A 25,500-nucleotide genomic window follows, 5' to 3' on the forward strand; every position below is an offset into this window, starting at 1 on the left:
TAATTAATGAGTTTTACATTTTTCGTAAAGACCTTGCTCTTTTAAAACGGAAATTAATGTTTCACCCATGACTGAAGGTGTTTCAGCCACTTTAATGCCGCACTCGTTCATCGTTTTGATTTTTTCAGCAGCTGTCCCTTTACCGCCTGAGATGATCGCGCCCGCATGGCCCATCCGTTTTCCTGGAGGGGCTGTTTGGCCGCCGATAAAGCCGACAACCGGCTTCGTCATGTTCGCTTTCACCCATTCAGCCGCTTCTTCTTCGGCTGTTCCGCCGATTTCACCAATCATGATGACCGCATAGGTTTCGTCATCTTCGTTAAATGCTTTTAATACATCGATGAAGTTGGTGCCGTTGACAGGGTCTCCCCCGATCCCAACCGCTGTTGATTGACCAACGCCCGCTTCTGATAATTGATGAACGGCTTCATATGTTAACGTACCAGAGCGTGAGACAACCCCTACATGGCCTTTCTTATGAATGTAACCTGGCATGATGCCGATTTTACATTCTTCCGGTGTAATCACACCCGGGCAGTTAGGGCCTACAAGGCGAGTCTTTTTCCCTTCCATATAACGTTTCACTTTTACCATATCCAACACCGGGATATGTTCTGTAATACAAATGGCTAAATCCAACTCCGCGTCTACCGCTTCTAAAATCGCATCTGCGGCAAATGGAGCCGGAACATAGATAACAGAAGCCGTTGCACCCGTTTTTTCAACGGCCTCAGCAACCGTATTGAAAACCGGCACTCCTTCTACTTCAGTACCGCCTTTTCCTGGTGAAGTACCGCCGACAATTTTCGTACCGTATTCTAGCATTTGCTTTGTATGGAACAAAGCAGTTGAACCAGTGATCCCTTGAACAATAACTTTCGTATCTTTATTAATAAAAACGCTCATCAATAGTCCCCTGCCCTTCTTATCCTACGAGTGAAACGATTTTTTCAGCACCGTCTGCCATAGAGGTTGCTGCTGTAATATTTAAGCCAGACTCTTCTAGAATCTTCTTACCTAAATCAACATTCGTACCTTCTAAACGTACGACTAAAGGTAGGTTTAAGCCTACTTGCTTCGTTGCTTCTACGACACCTTGAGCAATCACCTCACACTTCATGATCCCACCGAAGATGTTGACGAACATCCCTTTTACATTTTCGTCTGAAAGAATGATTTTAAACGCTTCTGTTACTTTTTCCGCTGTCGCGCCGCCGCCTACATCAAGGAAGTTAGCAGGATCTCCGCCGTAATGCTTAATAATGTCCATGGTAGACATCGCAAGCCCGGCACCATTGACCATACAACCGATGTTTCCATCTAATGAAATATAGCTTAAATCGTATTTGGATGCTTCGATTTCTTTTGGATCTTCTTCTTCTAAATCGCGATATTCCAATACATCTTTTTGACGATATAACGCATTGGAATCAAAGTTTAATTTTGCGTCAAGCGCCATGACTTTTCCGTCTCCCGTTGTCACGAGCGGATTAATTTCTGCAATGGAGCAGTCTTTTTCAACAAACGCTTGGTATAAGCCCATCATGAATTTCACGGCTTGTCCCACTAATTCTTTTGGAATGTTAATATTGAAAGCCAGTCTGCGAGCCTGGAAGCCTTGTAATCCGACAACTGGATCGATGACTTCTTTGAAGATTTTTTCAGGCGTTTTTTCTGCTACCTCTTCAATCTCTGTACCGCCTTCTTCTGATCCCATCATAACAACACGTGACGTGGCACGATCCAATACTAAACCAATGTAATATTCTTTTTGAATATCGCAGCCTTCTTCAATAAGTAAACGCTTAACTTCTTTTCCTTCTGGACCCGTTTGGTGAGTCACAAGCGTCTTCCCTAAGATTTCGTTAGCATATGTCTGAACTTCTTCTAAGTTCTTTGCGACTTTTACACCGCCGGCTTTACCGCGGCCCCCTGCATGAATTTGCGCTTTGACAACGCATACCTCAGAACCTAGTTCCTTTGCCGCTTCTACTGCTTCTTCTACTGTAAAAGCCACTCGACCGTTTGGAACTGCTACCCCATATTTTCTAAGGAGTTCTTTCCCTTGATACTCATGGATATTCATTTCCCATCCTCCTGACCATATGTAACCACAATTATATATTGCGTTTTCATTGTATAAGAATCCTTAGCTAATTGTCTACCATTCTACAAAAAATTATGAAATTTAACAAAAAAAATGTCGTTTGAAGTCAGAATTCTGTTAAAGTCTCCAATAATATTTAAATAATGGAAGTGACGTGTGATATAAACAGTACAATCAAAGCCGTCTCTCCTTTAAGAAAAAATTGAAATAAATTGAATGATGCTATTCCAATAATAAAAGAGCGGGACGATTAAAGCCGTAACCAAAATTCCCGGAAGAAGGTTAGCGACTCGAATAGCTGTAATACCGAGTAAATTAAGGCCAATAGAAATAATCATAATCCCTCCTGTTGCCGTCATCTCTGTAATAAAAGCATCTATTAAGGCCTCAGGGATCCATTGGTTAATTTGAGTTGCAAATAAGGCAATTATCCCTTCATAAAGAAACACTGGCACAGCAGAAAAAAGAACGCCGATGCCCAGCGTTGTCGTTAATATTAAGCTGGTAAAACCATCAATAATGGACTTTGTATAAAGCACCTTATGGTCACCGCGCAATCCGCTGTCCAATGCACCGATAATGGCCATGGCCCCAATGACGAAAATCAAAGTTCCCGTGACAAACCCCTTGGCTACTCCTCCTTCTTCAGAAGCACCTACTTTCCTTTCGAGCCAATCCCCTGCTTGATTCAGCTTATCTTCGACTTTCCATAATTCACCGAGTACCGCCCCAAACACCAGACTGAAAATGACAATTAAAAACTGATTGGCTTTCAGCCCCATTTGTATACCCAGCACCGTGACGGCAAGCCCGATACCATGCATAACGGTCGCTTTCATTTTTTCGGGAATGCGGCTGAACAATTTTCCTAAAAGCGTTCCCCCAATAATGCACGCAGCATTCACAAAAGCTCCTAACAACACCACACTATATCTCTTCTTTCTCTATTGGATTGACTTTATTTTGTTTTGTCTGTTGATCTAGCCTGTAAACGAAGGCAAAAATTTCGGCAACCGCCTGATATAATTCCTCTGGTATTTTCTCATTGATTGCCAGCTGCCCTAGTAATTCAACAAGTGACGCATCTTCTTGGATCGGAATTTGATGATCCCGAGCTTTTTCAATAATCTGATCAGCTACAAACCCTTTTCCTTTCGCCAGCACCTTTGGGGCGTCGTCCGTCGACGACTCATAAGATAAAGCGACAGCCTGCTTTCTTTCTTGTTTAGTGTTCATATTTTCAAGTCCACTCCTTCATACGGGCCGCTCTGGAGATAAACGGCTGCCCGTTTCAAAAGAAAAGGCCGTTCTTGTTGATTGGGAACTGAAGCGATTACTTTTATATCGGATAAATGATAATTCAAGGCGGCCAAATTTTCTTTTAGCTTTGATCCCATCTTTTTCGTCAACATCTGTAATTGCGGAAAATCATTGATGATTCCAATATTAACAACCCTGTTTTGAACAGTGACATCGACTATCGTCTCATTGAGGTATTCCAATTGTAAGCAAAACAGAATACGGCAATAGTTTGGATCAATGCCACCAGTGTTTTTTTGACGCCCTTCCCATTGAATTATAACATCGCGCGGCTCATTCCCTAATACTATTGGCAGCTGCATATATAAACTGGTAACAGGTTCATCCTCACGTGCCAACAATTGATAACCGGTAATTTTGTGAATAAGCTGACCGGCAAGGTCTCGTTCTTGTCCTAAACTTTGCTGGTGAAATTGCAGCAGCAGGGCTTTAAGCGTATGAAAATCCCCCTTTGATAAAGCGGTGGCATCGTTTTTGAAATACTCACTTACCATCCGTTCGTACTCCAAGCCAAGAGACTGGAATATGAATTTAAGCCCCTTGGCCAATTGTCTAACCTGATTCTCTAGCAATAAGGACGAATCCTCCTTTAAAAGAGCACGCTGTTCTATGGCAGCCTTTTCATCAGATGTTCCTTTCTCATCCTGCACCGGATGTAATATGCCGCTAATTACCTCTTTCAACTGTGCCCCTTCTGTCGTTAATGTCCCGTTCTCCTTCAAAACGGACAAAAGCATTTGTAGCTGCTTTGTAAAAGAAGAACTATCATACAGCGACCGGGCCGACAAAAACGTTTCCTGCGTAAAAGGAAGGTTTAATTTGATCATTTGCTCCACCGTCTGCATGTCTATATCAATATCTGTACCAGAAGACAACCAACTGGAGATGGAAGATAAATGATTTTTTGGCAGAGGAAGATTTTTTTCGATTAAAGACGCAATGAGCTTTTCATTCATTTTCGTAGGAGGTAAATGCAGCTCTTTTAAAAGGGAATTCATCATTTCTCCACGCTCCGTCATTCCTTGCAGCCCTGTCATAACTTTTAATTGTAATTTTCCGTTCACTTTTGTTTGAACTTCGAACCAATAGGCTGTATTCGCTGTAAGAGACGCTTGGAGCTGTGCGACTAAAGGCACTCCATTAAATTGAACAAGAGCTGTTTGATGGGGGAAAAGCTTCATCACTTTTCCCTTAATCACATCTCCAGGATTAAACTCTAATATTTTACCTTGATGGACGTTCGTATGATGAAACAATTTTTCTATCGAAGAAACTACCATATTCACGCCTATCTCCCCCCTGCTATGCAATCAACGAATCATATTTTTAATTGGCGCGAACGTTTTTCGATGTTCCGCCAATACGCCAAGCTTTTCAATGGCTTCTAAATGTACCTTTGTTCCATATCCCATGTGTTTTTCAAAACCGTATGCCGGATGCTTTTCTGCTAATTCTTTCATCATTCGATCACGAGTGACTTTGGCAATGATGGAGCTTGCCGCAATAGAAATGCTCTTTGCATCTCCTTTAATGATGGATTGTTGAGGAATGGCAATAGGAAGTGTCATGGCATCAATCAACACATGTTCAGGAGTGATCGTAAGGTTCGTAAGGGCTGTCATCATCGCTTTTTTCGTCGCCTCATATATGTTGATGTCATCGATGATTGCTGCTTCCACAATCCCAATGCCGACAGAAACGGCTTCATTCTGAATGATTTCATAAAATTGTTCCCGTTTTGATTCGCTTAGTTTTTTTGAGTCTGTTACACCCGGCAAATAGAAGCCTTTCGGTAAAATGACAGCTGCAGCGACAACAGGTCCCGCCAAAGGGCCTCTGCCTACCTCATCCACTCCGGCCACATATTCAATGCCTTGATTGTAAAGCGCTTCTTCATATTTTTGCATATCATAAAACTGTTGCTTTAATTTATCTTGTTCTGCAAAAAATTTAAGCTTTTGGGTTATAAGCTTCTGTACACCCTTCCGTTCATCTTGTTCACATTCTTTAAAAAATGGATCTTCCGGTGTTTCAACATATAATAATTGCTGCTTAATTTCTTGAATCGATTTTTTCATCTTTTTCACTCTTTCCTATGATCAATATCGGTCTGTTCTGGCAAAGCCTGAAGAGTTTTTTTTTTGCCCTTACTAGAAAACAAAAAAGAAAGGCATGACAGATTCAACGCAACTTAAAAAAGACCTCCCGTTAACACCTTGTCCTAATAACAAGTTAACGTAAAAGGTCCTTTTTGTGAAGATAAACCTTCAGCCCGTCAGGCGTCTGGCTCCTCTTCTTTTGTATAATCTTCCGGATGTTCAAATGATAGGCGCCCAAGCTTTTCTGAACGAATTTCCCTTAATACGAGCTCAGCCGTCTTATCATAATCAATCATGCCTCCTGACATGATACAGCCCCTTTTTGAACCGATTGCATCAAAAAGCTCTACAATATCATCTGGAATTTCCGTTAAACCATACCGATTTTTTAAATTTTCCGGGTAATGGGCAGTCAAAAAGCGTAAGGCATAGACCGCTACATCTTGCAAATTTAAAATCGTATCTTTAATTGCACCCGTCGTTGCAAGCTTCAGTCCGACCAGCTCATCCTCAAACTTCGGCCATAAGATACCAGGGGTATCGAGCAACTCTAATTCTTTTCCTACTTTAATCCATTGCTGTGCTTGAGTAACCCCTGGGCGATCACCTGTTTTCGCAATGTTTTTGTTTGCTAATCGATTTATTAAAGTTGATTTCCCCGCATTTGGAATCCCTACAATCATGGCTCGGATCGCACGAGGATTTTTAATACCTTTCGCCTGCATGCGTTCAAATTTCTCTTTTAAAATGATTTTAGAGGAGGATACAATTTCTTTCATTCCCTGCCCTTCTTGGGAATTGATAGCCAGTGCAGGGATGCCTTTTGACTTAAAGTATTGAAGCCATTTATCCGTTGCCTCTTTATCTGCCTTGTCCGCTTTGTTCAACAAAACAAGTCTCGGTTTGTTTGCGATAATCTCGTCAATCATTGGGTTTCTTGATGATTGCGGGATTCTTGCATCCACTAGTTCATATACAATATCAATTAATTTAAGTTTTTCCGTTACCTGCCTTCTTGCTTTGGCCATATGTCCCGGAAACCATTGGATCGTCATTTCACATCACCTACTTTAATTTTACACAAGAAAAGCGCAAGCGCCTTGATCAAAAGGAAGGCCGACTAAAGACGCCACGTCCTGTGGCAACGTCGGCATGACCCACATCCTGTGGGCCCAAGAAAATAGGGATTGACCCGTAAGGCGCTTTTTGCCTTACGAGGGCAATCATCTTTTTCACAGCGAGCTAGGCGCTGGAGCTAGACAATAAGAAAAGCGCAAGCGCCTCGATCAAAGAAGGCCGACTAAGGTCGCCAAGCCCACATCATTCCGCAAGACGCGCTTCTGAAATTGGCCAGTATACAAGGCTAGTCTCGCCTAATACCTCCTGCATATTTACAAAGCCAATTTGACGGCTGTCTTTACTATAACGGCGATTATCCCCCATTACAAATAGATGTCCTTCCGGAACCGTTGTTTGTCCCCCAGAAATATCCTCTAATTTAAAGTCTTCCGTAAGCGGCCCATCAATCACTTGTTGTTTATACTCATCTAAATAAGGCTCATCATACGCTTTTCCGTTAATATACAACACATCATTTTTATACTCAATATGGTCGCCAGGGAGTCCGATGACTCGCTTTATGTAATCTTTATCTACCTCGGCATGGAACACTACAATATCAAAGCGTTCCGGTCCGCCAATTTTATAAGAAAATTTGTTTACAATCATCCGGTTTTGATCATGCAATGTCGGCATCATCGACAGGCCATCCACCACAATCGGCGCAAATAAAAAATACCGAATAACTGTCGCCAATAACACGGCAATGACTATTGCTTTAATCCACTCAAAAAATTCGCTTTTTCCTCGGGCCATTCTTAATCCCCCAACCATTGTGAAGTCTAGCTATATTGTAACCAACGAAAATTACTTTTTAAACTTATATTCATTATAATTTGAAAAAAGGAGCTTGTGTTAAACAAGCTCCTTTTTTATCATTATCGACGAATCTCTTTAATACGTGCCGCTTTACCACGAAGTTCACGTAAGTAGTAAAGTTTCGCACGACGTACTTTACCGTGACGAATTACTTCTAACTTCGCAATTTTTGGCGTATGAACTGGGAATGTACGCTCAACACCTACACCGTAAGAAATCTTACGAACTGTGAATGTTTCGCTGATTCCACCACCACGACGCTTAATCACAACACCTTCAAAGATCTGAATACGTTCGCGAGTACCCTCGACAACCTTTACGTGTACACGTACAGTGTCACCAGGACGGAACTCAGGAAGGTCTGTTCTTAATTGTTCTTTTGTGATTTCTGCAATTAATTGTTGCATCGTTTAATTCAACTCCTCCCACAGATGCTCATGTAGACCTTTGTCATTACAGCGGAACATCGTTTTACCGACATCAGGAAGAAATCTTGCCCGAGTCACAAGGAATATCTTATCATAACCGAAAGCAGGATGCAATATTTCTGAATAAAATTTTTAATAGTTTCTTTCTATGTATGCCGCTATATGAGTTGGCTCTTTATAGAGTTTACTTGTTGGTATAAAGCAGATAATAAAACCCGCTTTACCGAAAGAAATCCTTTGGCTTTATTGAATTTTCATGACGAGTTCTTTCGGGAGGATGAGTAAAAAAGGTGGAAAACCACCTTTTTTACTCATCCTCTTTTTGGAATTCTTTAAGCCATTTGCGCTGTTTATCGTTCAGTTCTAGCAACTCCAACATATCGGGACGGCGTGTAAACGTGCGCTTCAAGGATTCCCGCTCTCGCCATTCGTCCACTTTTTTATGATCGCCTGAGAGCAAAATATCCGGCACCTTCATTCCCCGAAAGTCGGCCGGCCTTGTGTATTGAGGATGCTCGAGCAGGCCTGTGCTGTGGGAATCATGAAGAGCTGAAGATTTGTTGCCCAACACATCTGGAAGCAGACGGACCACACTGTCAATCACGACCATCGCTCCAAGCTCGCCTCCGGTCAATACGAAATCTCCGATTGATATCTCATCTGTTACTACATGCTCGCGAATTCGTTCGTCGTATCCTTCGTAATGGCCGCAAATAAAAATAAGATGTTCTTCTCCTGCCAACTCTTCCGCTTTCTTCTGCGTATATCGCTCTCCTTGAGGACAAAGTAAAATGACTCTCGCTTCATTAGAGCTCTTTTTTAAATCAGCAACTGCATCAAAAATGGGCTGCGGTTTTAAGACCATCCCGGCTCCACCGCCATAAGGATAATCATCGACTGTCTTGTGCTTATTATCTGCATAATCACGGAAATTGACGACATTAAATTCCACCGCCGCCTTTTCTTGCGCTTTTTTTAAAATGGACTCTCCCAATACCCCTGCAAACATTGAAGGAAATAAAGATAGTACATCAATTTTCATCAGTCCAATAACCCTTCCATTACATGGATTTTCACTTGTTTGTTTTCTATATCGATTTCCTTTACCACTTGTTCGATATATGGGATAAGCAAGTCCTTTCCGTTCTTTCGCTGGATAACCCATACATCGTTGGCGCCAGGTGACAAAATCTCTTTGATTTTACCCACCGCTTCTCCTTCTTCAGTGACAACAGAACAGCCGATAATTTCATGATAGTAAAACTCCCCTTCTTCCAGTTCCTCCAACTGACTCTCAGGAATTTTTATGAGGCTATCCTTGAACTGCTCCACCTCATTGATATTGTGATAACCCTCAAACGTTAACAAGTCGAATGATTTATGCTGTCTATGGCTTGCTACAGTAACCTCCAAAGGCTCCGTATCTCGTTCTTTGAATATGTATAGTTTATTTCCTGGTATATAGCGTTCATCAGCGAAGTCGGTTTTGGAAATAACGCGAACTTCCCCCCGCACACCGTGTGTGTTGACGATTTTGCCTACATTAAACCATTTTTCCATCTATAATCCACCTCTAACGAATATTCACAATGATTCCATCCTTTATAAGAATGGTTTTCGTTTGGCTGACATCTTCCCAGCGGTCTCCTACGGTCACTTCCACGACGCCTTCCATTTCTCTTTCCATTAACTCACTGCCAACAGGAAGCATCTCCAATTGATCTATTTGAAAATCTAAAATCCGAATTTTCTCAAGCCGGCTCTCCTGCTCTTTTTCAAAACGCCCTTCCAGCAAAGAGGAAGACCATTTTTTATTTTTCTCTATCTTCTTCATTTGAAACCGCAATTGTTCAATTTCTTTTTGCAGCTGTTCTTTTTGTTGTTGAAAACGAAGATATAGATCTTCCTTGCTTTTTTTCGTCAATATTTGTTTAACAATAACCTTCTGAAGCAATCTCATCTTTTCTCCCCCCATAACTTCAAGTATAGTGGAGAAAATTTCAAAATGCCAATATGTGGTCCAATGAATTTGTGATAATAAAAAAAGGGGAGGTTTCCCTCTCCCTTTTTCAATCGCCAATTTTGACGTATACTCTTTTATCATGTTGAGAGGCTGCTGAGTTGACAACCGTTCGAATGGCAGTTGCAACGCGACCTTGTTTGCCAATCATTTTTCCCATATCATCGGGATGAACGGTTAGGACATATGTCACTTTATGCTCTTCCACTGTTTCACTGACGTGAACATGATCAGGATAATCAACGAGGGCCTTTGCAATCGTCTCAATTAATGATTTCATCCGAGTATGATTACTTGCCTAATTTAGCGTTATGGAATTTTTCCATGATGCCGTTTTTAGAGAAAAGGTTACGAACTGTATCAGATGGTTTTGCACCATTTTGTAACCATTTAAGAGCTAACTCTTCGTCGATTTTCACTTCAGCTGGTTGAGCTACAGGATTGTAAGTACCAACTGTTTCGATGAAACGTCCATCACGTGGAGAACGAGAATCAGCAACTACGATACGATAGAAAGGAGATTTTTTAGCTCCCATACGTTTTAAGCGAATTTTTACTGCCATTTTAAAAAGCACCTCCGAATATATTTCACACAAGATAATATGATAGCAAAAACCTTGATTAGTTGTAAAGGTTTTTTTCTTAACAGTTTATTTTTTAAATGGATAAATTTCCATTAACTGTTTCTAAAAATCAAAATAACAGGCGAACATTAAGACATGAAGGGAAACTTAAACCCTTTCTTCTTGCCTTTTGTCATATTCGTCATTTGTTTCATCATCTTTTTCATGTCTTCAAACTGCTTCAATAGACGGTTGACTTCTTGAACAGGTCTCCCGCTTCCTTTTGCAATCCGTTTCTTCCGACTGCCATTGATGATGTCAGGATTCAACTTCTCTTCTTTTGTCATGGAGCGAATAATCGCCTCCACGTGGTTGATTTGTTTCTCATCTACCTGAAGATTTTTAAGTCCCTTGATTTTATTCGCTCCAGGCAACATACCAAGCAATTCATCAAGAGGCCCCATACTTCGAACCTGTGATAATTGTTCTAAAAAGTCATCAAACGTAAACGAAAGTGTTCGAAGCTTTTGTTCAAGCTCTTTCGCCTTTTCTTCATCAACCGACGCCTGTGCCTTTTCAATTAAAGTCAGCACGTCGCCCATTCCTAAAATGCGGGACGCCATACGTTCCGGATGAAATGGCTCTAATGCATCCAATTTTTCACCAAGACCTACAAATTTGATTGGCGTGTTTGTTACAGAACGAATCGATAAAGCTGCTCCCCCACGGGTATCTCCGTCAAGTTTCGTCAGGACAACGCCTGTTAAGCCAAGCTGATCATTAAAACTTTCAGCTACATTGACAGCATCTTGTCCGGTCATGGCATCCACGACTAAGAAAATTTCATGTGGGTTTGTCAGCTCTTTAATTTGCTGCAACTCCTCCATTAAATTTTCATCAACATGCAAACGACCAGCGGTATCAATCAATACATAATCATGATGCTGTTCTTTTGCATGGACAATAGCTTGTTTGGCAATCTCTACCGGACTTACTTGATCGCCCAAGGAAAACACAGACATATTGAGCTGTTTCCCTAATGTTTCTAGTTGCTTAATCGCAGCAGGACGATAAATGTCAGCTGCAACAAGCAAAGGGTTACGGTTATATTTTTTACGCAAAAGATTCGCGAGTTTCCCAGTCGTTGTCGTTTTGCCGGCACCTTGTAAACCAACCATCATAATAACAGTCGGCGGTCTTGTAGCAGCAGCAATTTTACTTTGCTCTCCGCCCATGAGTGCCGTTAGCTCTTCTTGCACTACTTTTACGACTTGCTGAGCCGGCGTCAAGCTTTTTAATACTTCCTGCCCAACAGCACGCTCACTGACACGTTTGACAAAGTCTTTGACAACTTTGAAGTTAACATCCGCTTCCAATAAAGCAAGGCGAACTTCACGCATCATTTCTTTTACGTCTGTTTCCGTTACTGCGCCTTTTCCTCGTAACTTTTGAATCGTACTTTGCAATCGGTCGGCTAATCCTTCAAATGCCATTCATGCCGCCCCCTACTCTAATTTCTCAAGCGAATCAATGAGGGAAAGCACTTGATCGTCTTTACATTTATCTGCCTGAGAGATTTCCTTTAACTGCTTCAAAATGCGTTGACGCGCCTCGAACTTTTGAAATAACAGCAGTTTCTCCTCATATTGCTCAAGCATTTGCTCAGTTCGTTTGATGTTGTCATATACAGCTTGACGACTCACATCATATTCTTCGGCAATTTCACCAAGAGAATAGTCATCTAAATAATAAAGAGACATATAGCTGGACTGCTTCGGTGTTAACAACGATTGATAAAAATCATACAGATAGTTCATTCTCGTCGTTTTCTCAAGCATGTTTCCATCCCCCTTGTTAAGTGAATTACCTTTACATGTAACTAGTCTACCTATTTCCTTTTATCTTGTCAAGTTTTTTTCTTAACAGGTTATGAAGGAAGACTTCTCTCTCTTCATAACCTGTTAAATATATCCATTTGGTTTCTTGCCGTTTGAGGTTCGCTTTATCCCGCATTGTGCGGGCCTAACTAACCATCAGTGAGGGATGAAGGCCCCCGGCTGATGTAATAAGTTTCCTCTATACTTCTTTCACGTCCTCTTCGTCTACCATATTGGCAAATAACCCGTATACGTATTGCTCTGAATCGAATTGTTGGAGATCATCCATTTTTTCTCCAAGACCTACAAATTTAACAGGCAGGCGAAGCTCGTTGCGAATAGCAAGGACAATTCCTCCTTTTGCCGTACCGTCCAATTTAGTTAGTACGATTCCAGATACATTTGTCGCTTCAGAAAATGTCTTTGCCTGGCTCATCGCATTTTGGCCAGTGGTCGCATCAAGTACAAGGAGCACTTCATGAGGAGCACCTGGGACTTCACGTTCAATGACACGCTTTACTTTTTCCAGCTCTTTCATTAAATTCACTTTATTTTGAAGACGTCCTGCAGTATCACAAAGAAGAATATCCACTTTACGGGCCTTCGCTGCTTGGATTGCATCATACATGACCGCAGCTGGGTCTGAACCCGCAGACTGCTTTACCACATCAACTCCAACCCGTTCTCCCCACACTTCAAGCTGCTCGATAGCTCCTGCACGAAATGTATCACCTGCTGCCATTAAAACGGATTTGCCTTCTTGCTTGAATTTGTGGGCAAGCTTGCCGATTGTCGTTGTTTTTCCGACTCCGTTCACGCCGACGAATAAAATGACCGTCAATGCATCTTGCTGCATATTCAGTTCAGACAAACCCTCTTCACCTGCTTCATAAAGCTCAACAAGTTTCTCAGAAATGACCACCTGTACATCTTTCGTATCTTGAATATTGCGGCGCTTCACTTCCATTTTCAGCTCATCAATCAGCTCCATCACTGTTGAGACACCTACGTCGGCACCGATCAGAATTTCTTCCAGTTCCTCAAAAAACTCTTCATCTACTTTACGGTAACGGGCTACTAAATCATTTACCTTTTCCGTAAACGAGTTTCTTGTTTTTTCTAGACCAGTTTTAAATTTTTCCGTGACAGAATCTGTCTGTTGTGTCAATTTCTCTTTTAAACGCTTAAAAAAACTCATATGATTCATCCTTTCTTACTGAACATATTCTTTAGAATCTTCAAATCGGACAGATACAAGCTTCGAGACACCCGACTCCTGCATCGTTACCCCGTATAATACGTCCGCTTCTTCCATTGTCCCTTTTCGATGCGTAATGACAATGAATTGCGTCTCATGGCTAAAATGCCTCAAATATTTAGAAAAACGCTGGACATTCGCTTCATCTAAAGCAGCTTCCACTTCATCAAGTACACAAAATGGTACCGGCCGCACCTTCAAAATGGAAAATAATAATGCGATAGCCGTTAATGAACGCTCTCCTCCTGAAAGAAGACTTAAATTTTGCAGCTTTTTACCCGGCGGCTGTGCAACGATATCCACACCGGTATTCAATAAATCTTGGGGGTTTGTCAAAATTAAATCTGCCCGCCCGCCGCCAAACAGCGATTTAAATACAAAGTCAAATTGTTCTTTAATGCTGTAAAACGTTTGGGAGAAACGTTTCTTCATTTCCTGGTCCATTTCTTCAATCACTTGATAGAGTGTATCCTTTGCCTCTTCTAAATCCGCTTTCTGAGAGCTTAAAAATTCATAGCGTTCTGAGATGCGCTCATATTCATCAATAGCACCGATATTGACGTTACCAAGTTCATTAATGGCACGCTTGATCAGCTTCATTCGCTTATAGGCTTCTTCAAGGCTGATGTCAAGGGTATATGCTTCCTTGGCAGCTTCAAAACTCAATTGATATTCCGCATTCAATCGTTCGAGTCGGTTATCAAGCTCGACCTCCAATCGGTTCCGCTGGACTTCTTCATCCTGCAGCGCTTGGGCTACCTGCTTATGCTGTCTTTTTAGCTCTTTTAAATCATTATCAAGTATTTCAACCTGCTCTTGAATTTTGACGCGCTCTTCACGGCGGTTGGCAAGCTTTTCGGTCAACTCATTTTTTTCTTGAAGCTTTTTCCGCGCTGCTTGTTCAAGCTGCGACTCTCCTGAGTCGTTATTGTTCATTTCATGCGTAAGCAGCTCTAAGTCTTCTTGCACTTCCACTAACCGTTTTTCTGTTTGATCCAATTCAAATTCAATACGCTCAAATTTTTCACGCTGATTCATCAACACTTGCTGCTTGCTTGCAAGAATCACTTTTAATTCAGTCAGTTCATTTTGAACCGTTTCCTTCGATAATTGCTGCTCACTTTTTTGCGCGGTAACCGCTTCTATTTCACGTTCGATATCACTTAACTTGGCGGTACTGTCTTCAATCGTATGCTGCAGTTCCTTTAAACGGTCATTCATACGCTGACTGTCCGAATAAAAGCTTTCCATTTCATGATCGTATAAGGCAAGGCGATCATTTAATGTTTTTTCTTCCAATTCGACTTGGCGAACTTCTCCCTTTAACTCGTGCTGTTTTGTCCGCAATTGCTCTCCAGCCGTTTGGGAAGCTTGAATACCAAGCTCCAGCTCCTCAAGCTGCCCCTTCATATCCTTCACTTGAGTTTCAAGTTGAATCGTTTTTTCTTCCATTTCTATCAATTTGGAACCCATCTGTTCTAGTTCCCGCTGACGTCCTAATAGGGAGTTCGTCTTTTGTTTAACCGCTCCTCCCGTCATGGAACCGCCCGGATTGACTACATCCCCGTCAAGGGTGACAAAACGATAGCGATGTTGAACATATTTAGCCATCTCATTCGCTCCTTGCAAATCTTTTGCAAGGACGACCGTTCCTAATAAATTGCCAATGATATGCTGATATTGGGTTCCAAATGAAATCAAGCGGGAAGCAACCCCTACAAATGCTTCGTGTTGCTGAAGTAAATGAAGATGGGAAGAAGACAGTTGTTTCTCCCGCACCGTCGATAAGGGCAAAAACGTTGCTCTGCCGTAGGAATGGCGTTTTAAGAACTGGATGGCCGAACGCGCGCTTTGCTCATCTTTCACCACAACATGCTGCGTTGCCGCCCCAAGAGCAACTTCAATGGCCGTTTCATATTCTTTCGGAACTTGAATAAGCTCTGCTACCGCTCCTTCAATTCCTTCCAATGGATGTTCACGGGCCTTCAATATTTCTTTTACTCCTTGAAAATAACCGGCATATTCTTCTTGCATATCCTCCAGCATTTCTTTTCGTGACTTTGTCTGTTGAACATATTGGTAAGCTTGGTACAACAGCGACTCTTTTTTACGATATTGCTCCCGGAGTTCTTCAAGCTGTTTCTGTTTTTGTTTGAATGAATGGACGAATCCTTCCAATTCGGTTGTACAAGCCGTTAATTCTGAAAGCCATTTCTCTTTTTTCTCTGCCAGCTCCTGCCGCTCTTGAAGGAATTTTTGATTAGACTCTCCCAATCGCTGCTGTTTCACATTGTTTTGAGCAACTTGCTGTTCTAAAAAAGTCTTTTCATTACGGGCTGATGTTTGCTCATTAAGTAATTCAAAATAGTCGCTTTTCAATGTTTCAAGCTTTTCTTCTAAATTTTCGCTGTATGTAGCAAACAGCGATTGTTTTTCTGCAAGAGCTTGTTTCATCTCTTTAACTTCTGTTTCATACTTGCCAAGCAGATGATGCTCTCTTTCTTTCACTTCTGTCAACTCAACCGACTTTCGTTGGTACTCTCCAATCAACTGCTCTAATTGTTGTCTATTTTGGGCAGCATTTTTTTTCCGCTCTTTCAACACCTCTTTGCGGCCCTCTAGCTTTTCAAGGTCTTCACTTGCCAATAGCAGCGTTTGCTGCAAATGGTGCAAATCTTCATCAATGCTTCCGATTTTATCTCGCAGTTCTTCGATTTTCAATTCCCGTTCTTGAATCTTATTAGAGAGTACAGTTTCCAGAGAATGATGCTCTTTTAAAAGTCCCTTTAACCGTTCCCATTTTTGATGGAGTTCTTCTATTTCAGAAACAGTAACGGCAACATCGATTTTTTCAAGCTCCTCCTTTTTTTCTATATAGTCTTTTGCAATGGAAGCTTGCATTTGCAGCGGCTCTAACTGACCCTCAATTTCATGTAAAATATCCATCACGCGATTTAAGTTTTCCTGAGCTTCCACTAACTTGATTTCCGCTTTTCGCTTTCTGGTTTTATATTTTAGAACGCCGGCAGCTTCTTCAAAAATACTTCTCCTATCTTCTGCCTTGTTGCTTAATATTTCTTCTACTTTTCCTTGGCTTATAATAGAGAAAGCTTCTTTCCCCAAACCCGAATCCATAAACAAATCCACAATGTCCTTTAAACGGCAAGGTTGTTTATTAATGAAAAATTCACTATCTCCCGATCGATAAACACGGCGAGTGACACTCACCTCATGATAATCAATCGGCAAAAACTGGTCTTCATTTTCGAGCGTCAGGGTGACTTCCGCTATATTAAGCGGCTTACGGGTATCACTGCCCGCAAAAATAATATCTTCCATCTTGGAGCCACGTAGCGATTTGGCAGACTGCTCGCCGAGTACCCAGCGAATGGCATCTGTAATATTGCTCTTGCCGCTTCCGTTTGGTCCGACAACCGCTGTCACACCTTCTACAAAATCAACTGAAATCTTCTCTGCAAACGATTTAAAACCAACAATGTCCAACCGTTTGAGGAACATATGTATTCCCCCTCATATTTTCACTTTATTCCGCATTAACGGATTATCCTCTCCCGCCAAATGAAGGCTTCTTTGTCATATAGTCGTTTCAGACAAAAGAAGGACTGTTTGAAACAGGCTAAAAGAAACCGCCCTTTTTCTTTATTTCATCCATGATGAAGAAAAGTGCGGCTTCCTTATGTTTAAGCATGTGTTCAAAAAGGAGGACAAAAAGGACCAAGAAGTTCAAGAAAGCGCCGCTTTGAGCAACGGAGCGTATGCTCTTAATACGTGAGTAGCGGAAAAGCAAGCTGACGCTGCCCGACTAAAGACCGCCACGTCCTGTGGCGAACGTCGGATCAGTACTTCCTGTACAAGTAAATTCGACGGTCATTTTTCCCGGACTTTTTGAACATCCTCTTTAAGCATTTAGTGATTTTAGTTTTCCGATGGCCTCCTGCGCAGCCTTTTGTTCCGCTTCTTTTTTAGAGCGTCCTACACCGGTGCCCATTACTTCGCCGTTTAATGAAACGCGCGATACAAATTCCCGATTATGGGCAGGACCTTTTTCTTGCAGGACTTTATATTCCAACTGACCAGCGCCGTCTCTTTGAACCATTTCCTGCAACTGGCTTTTATAATCCATCACATGAGAAAAAGCACCTTCATTAATTTTCGGAAAGACGACCTTCGCCAAAAACTCATTGACCGTCTCCAGACCTTTATCAAGATACAGCGCACCAATAAACGCTTCAAATACGTCCGCCAATAATGCAGGACGTTCCCTGCCCCCTGTCATTTCCTCTCCTTTTCCAAGAAGTACGAGCTGCCCAAACAACAACTCGTGAGCAAATGTAACAAGTGATGGTTCACATACGATCGCTGCCCGCAGCTTCGTAAGTTCTCCTTCACTCATCGTCGGGTATTTTTTGAATAAAAATTGGGATACGGTCAGCTCCAATACAGCATCTCCCAAAAACTCCAAGCGTTCATTATCTTCATAAGGTCTTCTGCGATGCTCATTCACATAGGATGAATGGGTAAAAGCTTGAATAAGTAACAACTCATTATCAAACGTAATACCGATTCGTTCTTGAAATTTCTTGAAATTTTGTTTTATTTTCCCACCTAAACGCCGTTCACGGCTTATGTAATTTTTAGGCATAAGTACCTCCACTTTCATCCTGCAATAAAAATTTGAAAAAGTATTACCTTTTCAAGGCTACGCTTTTCTTCAGTGAGACAGTTGCACAAACTAAACCGTAGGACTGTTTCACGTCATCCTAAGCAACTGTTTCTGAAGAGCTCCGCTTTCCTTTGACATATTCCATTATAAAACGACTTTGAAAAAAAGATACGGTTTGTTGACAAAATAAATGATTTTTTTCTTTTTCAGTATGCACTCGGGCTATAAATATAATAACTAGCCGTTGCCACAGACAAGCCGCATTTATTAAACAGGATCTTTAAAGCATACTGCCAACAAACGAAACCGAATGCTCCAGGGATGTTAACAAGCAGAGAAAGCCCCGTTAGGTAACGGGGCTTTAAAGCTGAATATACAGTTTATTATTTGCTCTGTATGTAAGTAACAGCATCTCCAACTGTTGCAATTTTTTCTGCATCTTCATCAGAGATTTCCATGTCAAACTCATCTTCAAGTTCCATTACAAGCTCAACAACATCAAGGGAATCTGCACCAAGATCATCTTTGAATGAAGACTCAAGCTTCACTTCGCTTGCATCTACGCCAAGACGGTCAACGATGATTTTCGTTACACGCTCTAACACTTCTGCCATTGTACTTCACCTCCCCTCAAGCTATTATAATTGAATCTTTTTTAAAACACCAGGACAGCTGTCCCGACAAGAAAACTTTATTACATAACCATTCCGCCGTCAACATGCAGCGTTTGGCCCGTCATATAGCGGCTTCCTTCAGACGCTAAGAATGCCACAACATGCGCAATATCTTCCGGCTCCCCGAAACTTGCAAGCGGAATTTGTTTTAACATTTCTTGTCTCACGTCTTCCGGCAGTTTATCTGTCATATCGGTTGTAATGAATCCTGGAGCAACCGCATTAACGGTAATATTACGGCTTGCCAGCTCTTTCGCTGTTGTTTTCGTTAACCCGATCACACCGGCTTTTGCAGCTACATAATTGGCCTGTCCGGCATTACCGCTCACTCCAACGATTGAAGCAATGTTGATAATGCGGCCGCTGCGCTGCTTCATCATTTGTCGAGTCACTGCTTTCGTACAAAGGAACACACCTTTTAAGTTAGTGGAAATAACGTCGTCCCACTCATCTTCTTTCATGCGCATCAATAGGTTGTCACGTGTAATTCCGGCATTATTCACTAAAATATCCATTGAACCAAATGTTTCAACTACCTGTTTTACCATATTCTGAACAGAATCGGCATCTGATACATTCGCTTGAATGGCAATGGCATCACTGCCCAAAGCTTTGATTTCATCTACTACTTCTAATGCCTTGGCTTCGCTTCCGGCATAGTTGACTGCTACCTTTACTCCAAGTCTTCCAAGCTCAAGCGCGATGGCTCTGCCAATTCCACGTGACGCTCCTGTTACAAGAGCTGTTTTTCCCGTCAACATTACTCTTCCCCCTTTATGGCCGCAATAGTTTCGTTTAATGACTGAGTATCATAGACCGAGAAAACAGTCGCGCGTCGGTTGATTTTTTTTATCAATCCGGCCAGCACTTTTCCTGGTCCAATTTCAATGAATGTGTCTACCCCGCCATTCATCAGCGTTTGAATGGATTCTTCCCACCGTACCGGTGAATAAAGCTGCTCAACTAATCGCTGTTTAATTTCTTCTTTATCTGTCATTGGTTCTGCCGTCACATTGGATATGACAGGTACTTTCGCATCTTCAATGTGGATGTCGCTTAACACTTGATCCAGCTTTTGTGCTGCCGGTTTCATTAAACTAGAATGAAACGGCCCGCTTACAACTAACGGAATCGCGCGCTTCGCTCCTTTTTCCTTAGCAAGAACAGAAGCCTTCTCAACACCGGAAGCAGTACCTGAAATGACAATTTGACCAGGGCAATTGATGTTCGCCAGTTGAACCGGATCGCCTTCATTTGTAATTTCATCCGTCACTTCTTTTAACGCTCCAGCATCCATCCCTAATATCGCAGCCATTGTCCCTTCACCTGCCGGCACCGCTTCATCCATAAATCTTCCGCGCTGATAAACAGCTTTTACCGCATCTTCAAAAGAAATGGAACCCGCCGCCACCAGCGCACTATACTCACCTAAACTATGCCCCGCTGTATAATCAGGATTCAAACCGGCTGTTTTCAAGCCTTGCAACATGACCATACTCGTCGCTAAAAGGGCCGGCTGTGCATGATACGTAAGTGTTAACTCCTCTTGTGTTCCTTCAAAAATAATTGTCGTCAACTTAAAGCCAAGCGCCTCATCCACCTGATTGTACATGTTTTGAGCCCATTCATGGCTGTCAGCAAACTCTTTTCCCATTCCAACTGTTTGGGAACCTTGTCCCGGAAACACAAACGCTAATTTCCCCATCTTTTTTTCGCTCCTTTACACGGATTCGGTGTATGTTTCTTCAATCGCTTTTTTTATAGTAGCAGGCACTTGATTTCCGACCATATTAACCGCCTGTTTCACAGCACTGAAAACAGCTGTCGAGTCAGATGAACCGTGCGCCTTGATTACGGGTGCTTTCAAACCAAACAAACCGGCTCCTCCGTATTCGCTGTAATCCATCTTAGCCTTTAAACCTTTTAGTTGCGGTTTTAACACGGCCGCTGCCATTTTGCTTTTAAACGTGCTCATCAGTTCAGCTTTCAGCATGGAAAAAATGGATAAAGCCGTGCCTTCAATCGTTTTCAACGTCATATTTCCCGTAAATCCATCCGTTACCACCACGTCCGCAGCACCATTCAATAATTCACGTGATTCAACATTCCCTATAAAATTTACATTTGCTTCTTTTAAAAGCTCGAATGTTTGTCTCGTTAACTCGTTTCCTTTTTTATCTTCGGTTCCGATGTTTAAAAGTCCTACACGCGGATTGGGAATTCCTCTTACTTTTTCAGCGTAAATCGATCCCATAATCGCATATTGCAGCAACTGAGTGGGCTTGGCATCGACATTCGCCCCCGCATCAAGCATTAAGAAACCTTTCCCATCTAAAGTGGGCAGGGTTGGCGCCAGTGCCGGCCGTTCGATTCCATCAATTCGACCGACAACAAACAAGCCTGCCGTCATTAACGCTCCAGTGTTTCCTGCCGAAATACAGGCATCAGCACGGCCTTCCTTGACCTCGTTCGCTGTCAGCACCATCGATGCATTTTTCTTTCTGCGCACAGCGCGGACGGGTTCATCGGTTCCTTCAATGACCTCATCTGTATGTATAATGCTGATTCGCTCCGATGATTTCAAGTGCTTATGAATTTGCTCTTCGTCTCCAATCAGCGTAATGTGTAAGTTAGGGAAATGACCGATCGCTTTCTCTGCACCTTCAACAAGAGCTTGTGGGGCATTGTCGCCTCCCATTGCATCAATTGCGATTTTCATGCTGTATCTCATCCTTTTTCACATTTTTTGAACGGTACATCTTAAATCGTCCCGAAAACACCAATTCATGCCCGACAAAGCTATTTACTTCAACAATAGTTCTACCGTTTTCTCCTTCGGTCCCTTTTACCTTTGCCTTCGCCACTACTCTCTCACCGACCCTTACTTGCCGATGAAAATGGATAGACGCATCGGCCGTTAAAGCCAGCTCATCATTAATAAGAGCAACTGCCAGCGAATTCGCTTGTGCGAACAAATGATGTCCGCGGGCAATTTGGTTTCGTTTGAAAACATGTTCTTCTTTCACATCAAAGATGGAAATGGCCGACTCGTCCAATTCAAGATCAATGACTTCACCAATGACTTCTTCTAAAGGCAAAGAGCGTACTTCTGTTTCCATCTGCCTTGATGCCACATGCTTAATGCGTTCGCGAAGCTCAGGAATAGATAATTCAAGACGGTCTAATCGAATTGTTTGAACACTTACCGTAAACCGTTCGGCCAACTCTTCATCTGTAATAAAAGGATTGTCTTCAATCGTAGCTTTTAACAGCTGTTGTCTCTCTTTTTTATTCCGTTTCATATTCACCATCCGAACTTTTAATACTAGGTACTAATAGCAGTATATAATCATTGAATCCATTTTGCAACCATATTTTTATAAGAAGAGGATGATTAAAAAGGTATATTTTTATACCTTTTTAATCATCCTCCTGAAAGGCCCCGTCATATACATTCGATAAAATCATGGATTTGCGGATGGGACCTTTCAGTCAAAAAATCATTTTTCGGCCTTTTCGAACTTCTCGGACAACCACCGGCTTTTTTTTATGACTTGTATTCACCACTGAGAGACATACCTATCCTATTATCAATCTAACTTTTCTCCGTCAAGAACTCCTGTTTCTGCTAAATACGAACGCATCAGAGCATATTGGTCTTCATTCCAAAATGATTCCGAATTCACAAGCTGCACCGCATCTGCACGTGCAACTTCCAGAGCACGATAATCATGAACCATGTCCGCTACTTTGAAATCAGGCATTCCGCTTTGCTTTCTCCCAAAGAAATCACCCGGTCCGCGCAGTTCAAGATCTTTTTCAGATAAAACAAATCCATCATTGGTTTCCGTCATGATTTTCATTCGTTCTTTTCCTGTTTCTGACTTTGGATCTGCCATGAGCACACAATAAGACTGGTCACTTCCACGCCCTACGCGGCCGCGCAATTGGTGAAGCTGCGATAAGCCGAAACGTTCCGCATCATAAATTAACATCACTGTTGCATTTGGAACGTTGACTCCAACTTCAACAACGGTAGTAGACACAAGTACCTGAACCTTATTTTCACTGAATTGCTGCATGACGGCTTCCTTTTCGTCCGGAGAAAGACGCCCATGCATAAGACCTATCTGCCATTTACCACGATAATGTTGTGTTAACGTCGCATGAACGTCAATCGCATTTTGTACATCGATTTTTTCTGACTCCTCGATTAAAGGACAAATAACGTATGCCTGTCTTCCCTTCGAAAGCTCTTTATCAATGAATTCCAAAATCCTCTCAAGCATATCATGCTTTACCCAGTAAGTCTCAATGACTTTACGGCCAGCAGGCATTTCGTCAATAATGGAAACATCCATTTCCCCAAAAACAGTAATCGCGAGCGTCCTGGGAATTGGGGTAGCTGTCATAAATAGTACATCGGGACTCTCTCCCTTTTCCCGCAGCACTCTTCGCTGTTCTACTCCAAAGCGATGCTGCTCATCCGTAATTACAAGTCCAAGCTTATGAAAGTGAACTTCATCTTGTATTAACGCATGTGTGCCAACGACCACTTGTACGTCACCGGACTGCACTTGTTCAAGCAATAAACGGCGTGCCTTCCCTTTGACAGATCCTGTTAACAATTCAACTCTTATCCCTGCTTTTCCAAGCATACTTTGCAGTGATTGAACATGCTGCTCTGCTAAAATCTCAGTCGGAACCATAAGGGCACCTTGGTATCCGGCTAAAATGGACGCATATAGAGCTACCGCGGCCACAACCGTTTTCCCTGATCCTACATCTCCTTGAAGCAATCGATTCATGCGGTGTGGGGATTTCATATCAGACGTAATTTCTGCCAAAACGCGTTTTTGGGCATTGGTCAGCGGGAACGGGAGGGTTTCAACAAATTTCCCTAACCGCTTATCATCAAACCGCTGTTCAATTCCAGGTGCTTGTTCCCGCTCTATTTTTCGTAACGCCTGCATCTTTAATTGAAACAATAAAAATTCTTCGTACACAAACCTTCGGCGCGCTTGCTTCAACTGCTCGTGGTTTTGGGGCAAATGCATCACCTTCAAAGCCTCTTTTCTTTCCAGCAGCTTATAGCGTATCCTTATTGGATGAGGAAGCATATCCCCCACATCATCCCCATATTGTTTTAAGGCAAGTGAAACAAAACGCCTTAACCCTTTCACCGTCAAATCGCCTTTCGTTGAATAAACAGGTTCAATATCTTGATTGCGCTTAAACGGTGTAAACTGCAATTCCTGAACGGTAATCGTTTGACGATGTTGATCCCATTTACCTGTTACCGTAATCGTCTGCCCCATCTCCAGCTTTGTTTTGTAATAAGGGCGATTAAAACAAATAACCGTAATTAAATAACGGCCCACCAGCAAACGAAACGTCAGCCTTGAACGTTTCTTGCCAAAATAAGTGAGAGAAGGCTGACTATGCACCTTCCCTTCCACTGTAGCTCTCTCTTCATGTTTGACTTCAGACAAATCTTTCAATTGATAATCTTCATATCTAAAAGGAAAATATTCCAACAAATCATAAACCGTACGGATACCAGCTTGCTCTAAAGACTGCGCGGTTTCTTCGCCAATCCCTTTTATGGACGTTACCGAAATTTGTTTTATATCATTCACTTTCCATTAACGGTATACCAAAGATCTTGGCCTCCAGCTTCCGACCTGTTGGTGTCGCCGCCAAACCTCCTTGTGCGGTTTCTTTTAATGCCACCGGCATCGTTTGGCCGATTTTAAACATGGCATCAATGACCTCGTCACACGGAATTCGGCTTGTAATACCTGCAAGCGCCATATCGGCAGCTACCATTGCATTAGCTGCTCCCATCGCATTACGCTTTACGCACGGCACCTCTACCAAACCCGCTACAGGGTCACATACTAATCCTAACATATTTTTAAGGGTTATGGCCATTGCTTCGGCTGCCTGAGCCGGCGTTCCGCCCGCCATCTCCACAATTGCTGCCGCAGCCATTCCGCTGGCCGATCCGACTTCTGCTTGACAGCCTCCTGCAGCTCCTGAAATAGAAGCATTGTTGGCGACCACAAATCCGAATGCACCTGATGTGAATAAAAACTGAATCATCTCTTCACGAGTCGGGTTTAATTTATTTTTAACCGCAAATAATGTACCTGGCACAACACCGGCTGAACCTGCCGTCGGCGTTGCACAAATCGTCCCCATTGCCGCGTTGACTTCATTTGTGGCTACCGCTTTGCTGACCGCATCTAAAATTAAATCTCCCGATAAAGATTTTCCGCTTTGAATATATTTTTGTAAAAGTACAGCATCTCCGCCCGTTAAACCAGAAAAAGATTGAACACCTTTCAAGCCCCGTTCAACCGCCTGTTCCATGACTGTTAAGTTTTGATCCATCTTCGCGATAATTTGCTCCCTCGAAAGACCCGTTACCTCTACCTCTTGCTCAATCATGATTTCAGCAATTTTGACATTTTTACGTTCTGCCAACTCTACCAATTCTGCCACATTACGAAACATATGTTTTTCCTCC

At 42.3% G+C, this 25,500-nt stretch carries 26 protein-coding genes; all 26 read right to left on the reverse strand.

Features of this window, described 5'->3' with window-relative positions; all coding sequences use genetic code 11:
• Window positions 1-3: 3 nt before the first annotated feature.
• Window positions 4-906: a succinate--CoA ligase subunit alpha gene (gene sucD, locus BK575_RS20580; RefSeq protein ID WP_078413302.1), complete on the reverse strand. Its 903-nt coding sequence runs from the start codon at window positions 904-906 to the stop codon at window positions 4-6.
• Window positions 907-925: 19 nt separating this feature from the next.
• Window positions 926-2,086, reverse strand: coding sequence for an ADP-forming succinate--CoA ligase subunit beta (gene sucC, locus BK575_RS20585; RefSeq protein ID WP_078413304.1), 1,161 nt, complete (start codon window positions 2,084-2,086; stop codon window positions 926-928).
• A gap of 212 nt (window positions 2,087-2,298) precedes the next feature.
• Window positions 2,299-3,033 (reverse strand): DUF554 domain-containing protein, encoded by a 735-nt coding sequence (locus BK575_RS20590; protein ID WP_078413306.1) that lies wholly within the window; start codon window positions 3,031-3,033, stop codon window positions 2,299-2,301.
• 1 nt (window position 3,034) lies between these two features.
• Window positions 3,035-3,343, reverse strand: a complete 309-nt coding sequence (locus BK575_RS20595) for an EscU/YscU/HrcU family type III secretion system export apparatus switch protein (RefSeq protein ID WP_078413308.1) — start codon at window positions 3,341-3,343, stop codon at window positions 3,035-3,037.
• Window positions 3,340-4,713 (reverse strand): hypothetical protein, encoded by a 1,374-nt coding sequence (locus BK575_RS20600; RefSeq protein ID WP_078413310.1) that lies wholly within the window; start codon window positions 4,711-4,713, stop codon window positions 3,340-3,342. Before BK575_RS20600 ends, BK575_RS20595 begins: the two co-directional genes overlap by 4 nt.
• A gap of 24 nt (window positions 4,714-4,737) precedes the next feature.
• Complete coding sequence (locus BK575_RS20605; RefSeq protein WP_078413312.1) at window positions 4,738-5,505, reverse strand: ribonuclease HII; 768 nt, start codon at window positions 5,503-5,505, stop codon at window positions 4,738-4,740.
• Window positions 5,506-5,702: 197 nt separating this feature from the next.
• Entirely contained in the window at window positions 5,703-6,581 is an 879-nt protein-coding gene (gene ylqF / locus BK575_RS20610) for a ribosome biogenesis GTPase YlqF (RefSeq protein ID WP_078413314.1), read from the reverse strand.
• Between the two features lie 265 nt (window positions 6,582-6,846).
• Window positions 6,847-7,401 (reverse strand): signal peptidase I, encoded by a 555-nt coding sequence (gene lepB, locus BK575_RS20615; RefSeq protein WP_078413326.1) that lies wholly within the window; start codon window positions 7,399-7,401, stop codon window positions 6,847-6,849.
• A gap of 122 nt (window positions 7,402-7,523) precedes the next feature.
• Complete coding sequence (rplS, locus tag BK575_RS20620; protein WP_028394577.1) at window positions 7,524-7,871, reverse strand: 50S ribosomal protein L19; 348 nt, start codon at window positions 7,869-7,871, stop codon at window positions 7,524-7,526.
• 328 nt (window positions 7,872-8,199) lie between these two features.
• Entirely contained in the window at window positions 8,200-8,934 is a 735-nt protein-coding gene (trmD, locus tag BK575_RS20625) for a tRNA (guanosine(37)-N1)-methyltransferase TrmD (RefSeq protein WP_078413328.1), read from the reverse strand.
• Complete coding sequence (gene rimM / locus BK575_RS20630) at window positions 8,934-9,452, reverse strand: ribosome maturation factor RimM (RefSeq protein ID WP_078413330.1); 519 nt, start codon at window positions 9,450-9,452, stop codon at window positions 8,934-8,936. The genes trmD and rimM overlap by 1 nt, the downstream gene beginning before the upstream one ends.
• A gap of 13 nt (window positions 9,453-9,465) precedes the next feature.
• Window positions 9,466-9,852, reverse strand: a complete 387-nt coding sequence (locus tag BK575_RS20635) for a YlqD family protein (RefSeq protein WP_078414898.1) — start codon at window positions 9,850-9,852, stop codon at window positions 9,466-9,468.
• Between the two features lie 109 nt (window positions 9,853-9,961).
• Complete coding sequence (locus BK575_RS20640; protein ID WP_078413332.1) at window positions 9,962-10,192, reverse strand: KH domain-containing protein; 231 nt, start codon at window positions 10,190-10,192, stop codon at window positions 9,962-9,964.
• Window positions 10,193-10,202: 10 nt separating this feature from the next.
• A complete protein-coding gene (rpsP, locus tag BK575_RS20645) occupies window positions 10,203-10,475 on the reverse strand; it encodes a 30S ribosomal protein S16 (protein ID WP_078413334.1) in 273 nt (90 codons plus the stop codon).
• Between the two features lie 149 nt (window positions 10,476-10,624).
• Window positions 10,625-11,968: a signal recognition particle protein gene (gene ffh, locus BK575_RS20650; protein ID WP_078413336.1), complete on the reverse strand. Its 1,344-nt coding sequence runs from the start codon at window positions 11,966-11,968 to the stop codon at window positions 10,625-10,627.
• Between the two features lie 12 nt (window positions 11,969-11,980).
• The gene (locus tag BK575_RS20655) at window positions 11,981-12,313 is read right to left on the reverse strand and encodes a putative DNA-binding protein (RefSeq protein WP_078413338.1); all 333 of its coding nucleotides are present in this window, start codon (window positions 12,311-12,313) and stop codon (window positions 11,981-11,983) included.
• A gap of 238 nt (window positions 12,314-12,551) precedes the next feature.
• Entirely contained in the window at window positions 12,552-13,550 is a 999-nt protein-coding gene (ftsY, locus tag BK575_RS20660) for a signal recognition particle-docking protein FtsY (protein WP_078413340.1), read from the reverse strand.
• Window positions 13,551-13,565: 15 nt separating this feature from the next.
• Window positions 13,566-17,129, reverse strand: coding sequence for a chromosome segregation protein SMC (smc, locus tag BK575_RS20665; RefSeq protein ID WP_078413342.1), 3,564 nt, complete (start codon window positions 17,127-17,129; stop codon window positions 13,566-13,568).
• A gap of 400 nt (window positions 17,130-17,529) precedes the next feature.
• On the reverse strand, window positions 17,530-18,273 hold the full coding sequence (rnc, locus tag BK575_RS20670) for a ribonuclease III (protein WP_078413344.1): 744 nt from the start codon (window positions 18,271-18,273) through the stop codon (window positions 17,530-17,532).
• 404 nt (window positions 18,274-18,677) lie between these two features.
• Complete coding sequence (gene acpP, locus BK575_RS20675) at window positions 18,678-18,908, reverse strand: acyl carrier protein (protein WP_028394589.1); 231 nt, start codon at window positions 18,906-18,908, stop codon at window positions 18,678-18,680.
• Window positions 18,909-18,988: 80 nt separating this feature from the next.
• Window positions 18,989-19,729, reverse strand: a complete 741-nt coding sequence (gene fabG, locus BK575_RS20680; RefSeq protein WP_078413346.1) for a 3-oxoacyl-[acyl-carrier-protein] reductase — start codon at window positions 19,727-19,729, stop codon at window positions 18,989-18,991.
• On the reverse strand, window positions 19,729-20,673 hold the full coding sequence (gene fabD / locus BK575_RS20685; protein ID WP_078413348.1) for an ACP S-malonyltransferase: 945 nt from the start codon (window positions 20,671-20,673) through the stop codon (window positions 19,729-19,731). Before fabD ends, fabG begins: the two co-directional genes overlap by 1 nt.
• Before the next feature lie 15 nt (window positions 20,674-20,688).
• On the reverse strand, window positions 20,689-21,687 hold the full coding sequence (plsX, locus tag BK575_RS20690; protein WP_078413350.1) for a phosphate acyltransferase PlsX: 999 nt from the start codon (window positions 21,685-21,687) through the stop codon (window positions 20,689-20,691).
• Window positions 21,671-22,270, reverse strand: a complete 600-nt coding sequence (fapR, locus tag BK575_RS20695; protein ID WP_078413352.1) for a transcription factor FapR — start codon at window positions 22,268-22,270, stop codon at window positions 21,671-21,673. The genes plsX and fapR overlap by 17 nt, the downstream gene beginning before the upstream one ends.
• A 288-nt stretch (window positions 22,271-22,558) precedes the next feature.
• The gene (gene recG, locus BK575_RS20700) at window positions 22,559-24,607 is read right to left on the reverse strand and encodes an ATP-dependent DNA helicase RecG (protein WP_078413354.1); all 2,049 of its coding nucleotides are present in this window, start codon (window positions 24,605-24,607) and stop codon (window positions 22,559-22,561) included.
• Window positions 24,600-25,487, reverse strand: coding sequence for an L-serine ammonia-lyase, iron-sulfur-dependent, subunit alpha (gene sdaAA / locus BK575_RS20705; protein WP_078413357.1), 888 nt, complete (start codon window positions 25,485-25,487; stop codon window positions 24,600-24,602). The genes recG and sdaAA overlap by 8 nt, the downstream gene beginning before the upstream one ends.
• Window positions 25,488-25,500 lie beyond the last annotated feature (13 nt).

Source organism: Priestia abyssalis, assembly GCF_002019595.1.
In the GTDB taxonomy this organism is placed as follows: Bacteria; Bacillota; Bacilli; order Bacillales; family Bacillaceae_H; genus Bacillus_BA; species Bacillus_BA abyssalis.

Bases quoted from the DNA above. Each gene is read 5' to 3' on its own strand.
- sucD (WP_078413302.1), bottom strand. From the start codon at position 906: ATGAGCGTTTTTATTAATAAAGATACGAAAGTTATTGTTCAAGGGATC.
- sucC (WP_078413304.1), bottom strand. From the start codon at position 2,086: ATGAATATCCATGAGTATCAAGGGAAAGAACTCCTTAGAAAATATGGG.
- BK575_RS20595 (WP_078413308.1), bottom strand. From the start codon at position 3,343: ATGAACACTAAACAAGAAAGAAAGCAGGCTGTCGCTTTATCTTATGAG.
- BK575_RS20605 (WP_078413312.1), bottom strand. From the start codon at position 5,505: ATGAAAAAATCGATTCAAGAAATTAAGCAGCAATTATTATATGTTGAA.
- ylqF (WP_078413314.1), bottom strand. From the start codon at position 6,581: ATGACGATCCAATGGTTTCCGGGACATATGGCCAAAGCAAGAAGGCAG.
- lepB (WP_078413326.1), bottom strand. From the start codon at position 7,401: ATGGCCCGAGGAAAAAGCGAATTTTTTGAGTGGATTAAAGCAATAGTC.
- rplS (WP_028394577.1), bottom strand. From the start codon at position 7,871: ATGCAACAATTAATTGCAGAAATCACAAAAGAACAATTAAGAACAGAC.
- trmD (WP_078413328.1), bottom strand. From the start codon at position 8,934: ATGAAAATTGATGTACTATCTTTATTTCCTTCAATGTTTGCAGGGGTA.
- rimM (WP_078413330.1), bottom strand. From the start codon at position 9,452: ATGGAAAAATGGTTTAATGTAGGCAAAATCGTCAACACACACGGTGTG.
- BK575_RS20635 (WP_078414898.1), bottom strand. From the start codon at position 9,852: ATGAGATTGCTTCAGAAGGTTATTGTTAAACAAATATTGACGAAAAAA.
- BK575_RS20640 (WP_078413332.1), bottom strand. From the start codon at position 10,192: ATGAAATCATTAATTGAGACGATTGCAAAGGCCCTCGTTGATTATCCT.
- rpsP (WP_078413334.1), bottom strand. From the start codon at position 10,475: ATGGCAGTAAAAATTCGCTTAAAACGTATGGGAGCTAAAAAATCTCCT.
- ffh (WP_078413336.1), bottom strand. From the start codon at position 11,968: ATGGCATTTGAAGGATTAGCCGACCGATTGCAAAGTACGATTCAAAAG.
- BK575_RS20655 (WP_078413338.1), bottom strand. From the start codon at position 12,313: ATGCTTGAGAAAACGACGAGAATGAACTATCTGTATGATTTTTATCAA.
- ftsY (WP_078413340.1), bottom strand. From the start codon at position 13,550: ATGAGTTTTTTTAAGCGTTTAAAAGAGAAATTGACACAACAGACAGAT.
- smc (WP_078413342.1), bottom strand. From the start codon at position 17,129: ATGTTCCTCAAACGGTTGGACATTGTTGGTTTTAAATCGTTTGCAGAG.
- rnc (WP_078413344.1), bottom strand. From the start codon at position 18,273: ATGCCTAAAAATTACATAAGCCGTGAACGGCGTTTAGGTGGGAAAATA.
- acpP (WP_028394589.1), bottom strand. From the start codon at position 18,908: ATGGCAGAAGTGTTAGAGCGTGTAACGAAAATCATCGTTGACCGTCTT.
- fabG (WP_078413346.1), bottom strand. From the start codon at position 19,729: ATGTTGACGGGAAAAACAGCTCTTGTAACAGGAGCGTCACGTGGAATT.
- fabD (WP_078413348.1), bottom strand. From the start codon at position 20,673: ATGGGGAAATTAGCGTTTGTGTTTCCGGGACAAGGTTCCCAAACAGTT.
- plsX (WP_078413350.1), bottom strand. From the start codon at position 21,687: ATGAAAATCGCAATTGATGCAATGGGAGGCGACAATGCCCCACAAGCT.
- fapR (WP_078413352.1), bottom strand. From the start codon at position 22,270: ATGAAACGGAATAAAAAAGAGAGACAACAGCTGTTAAAAGCTACGATT.
- sdaAA (WP_078413357.1), bottom strand. From the start codon at position 25,487: ATGTTTCGTAATGTGGCAGAATTGGTAGAGTTGGCAGAACGTAAAAAT.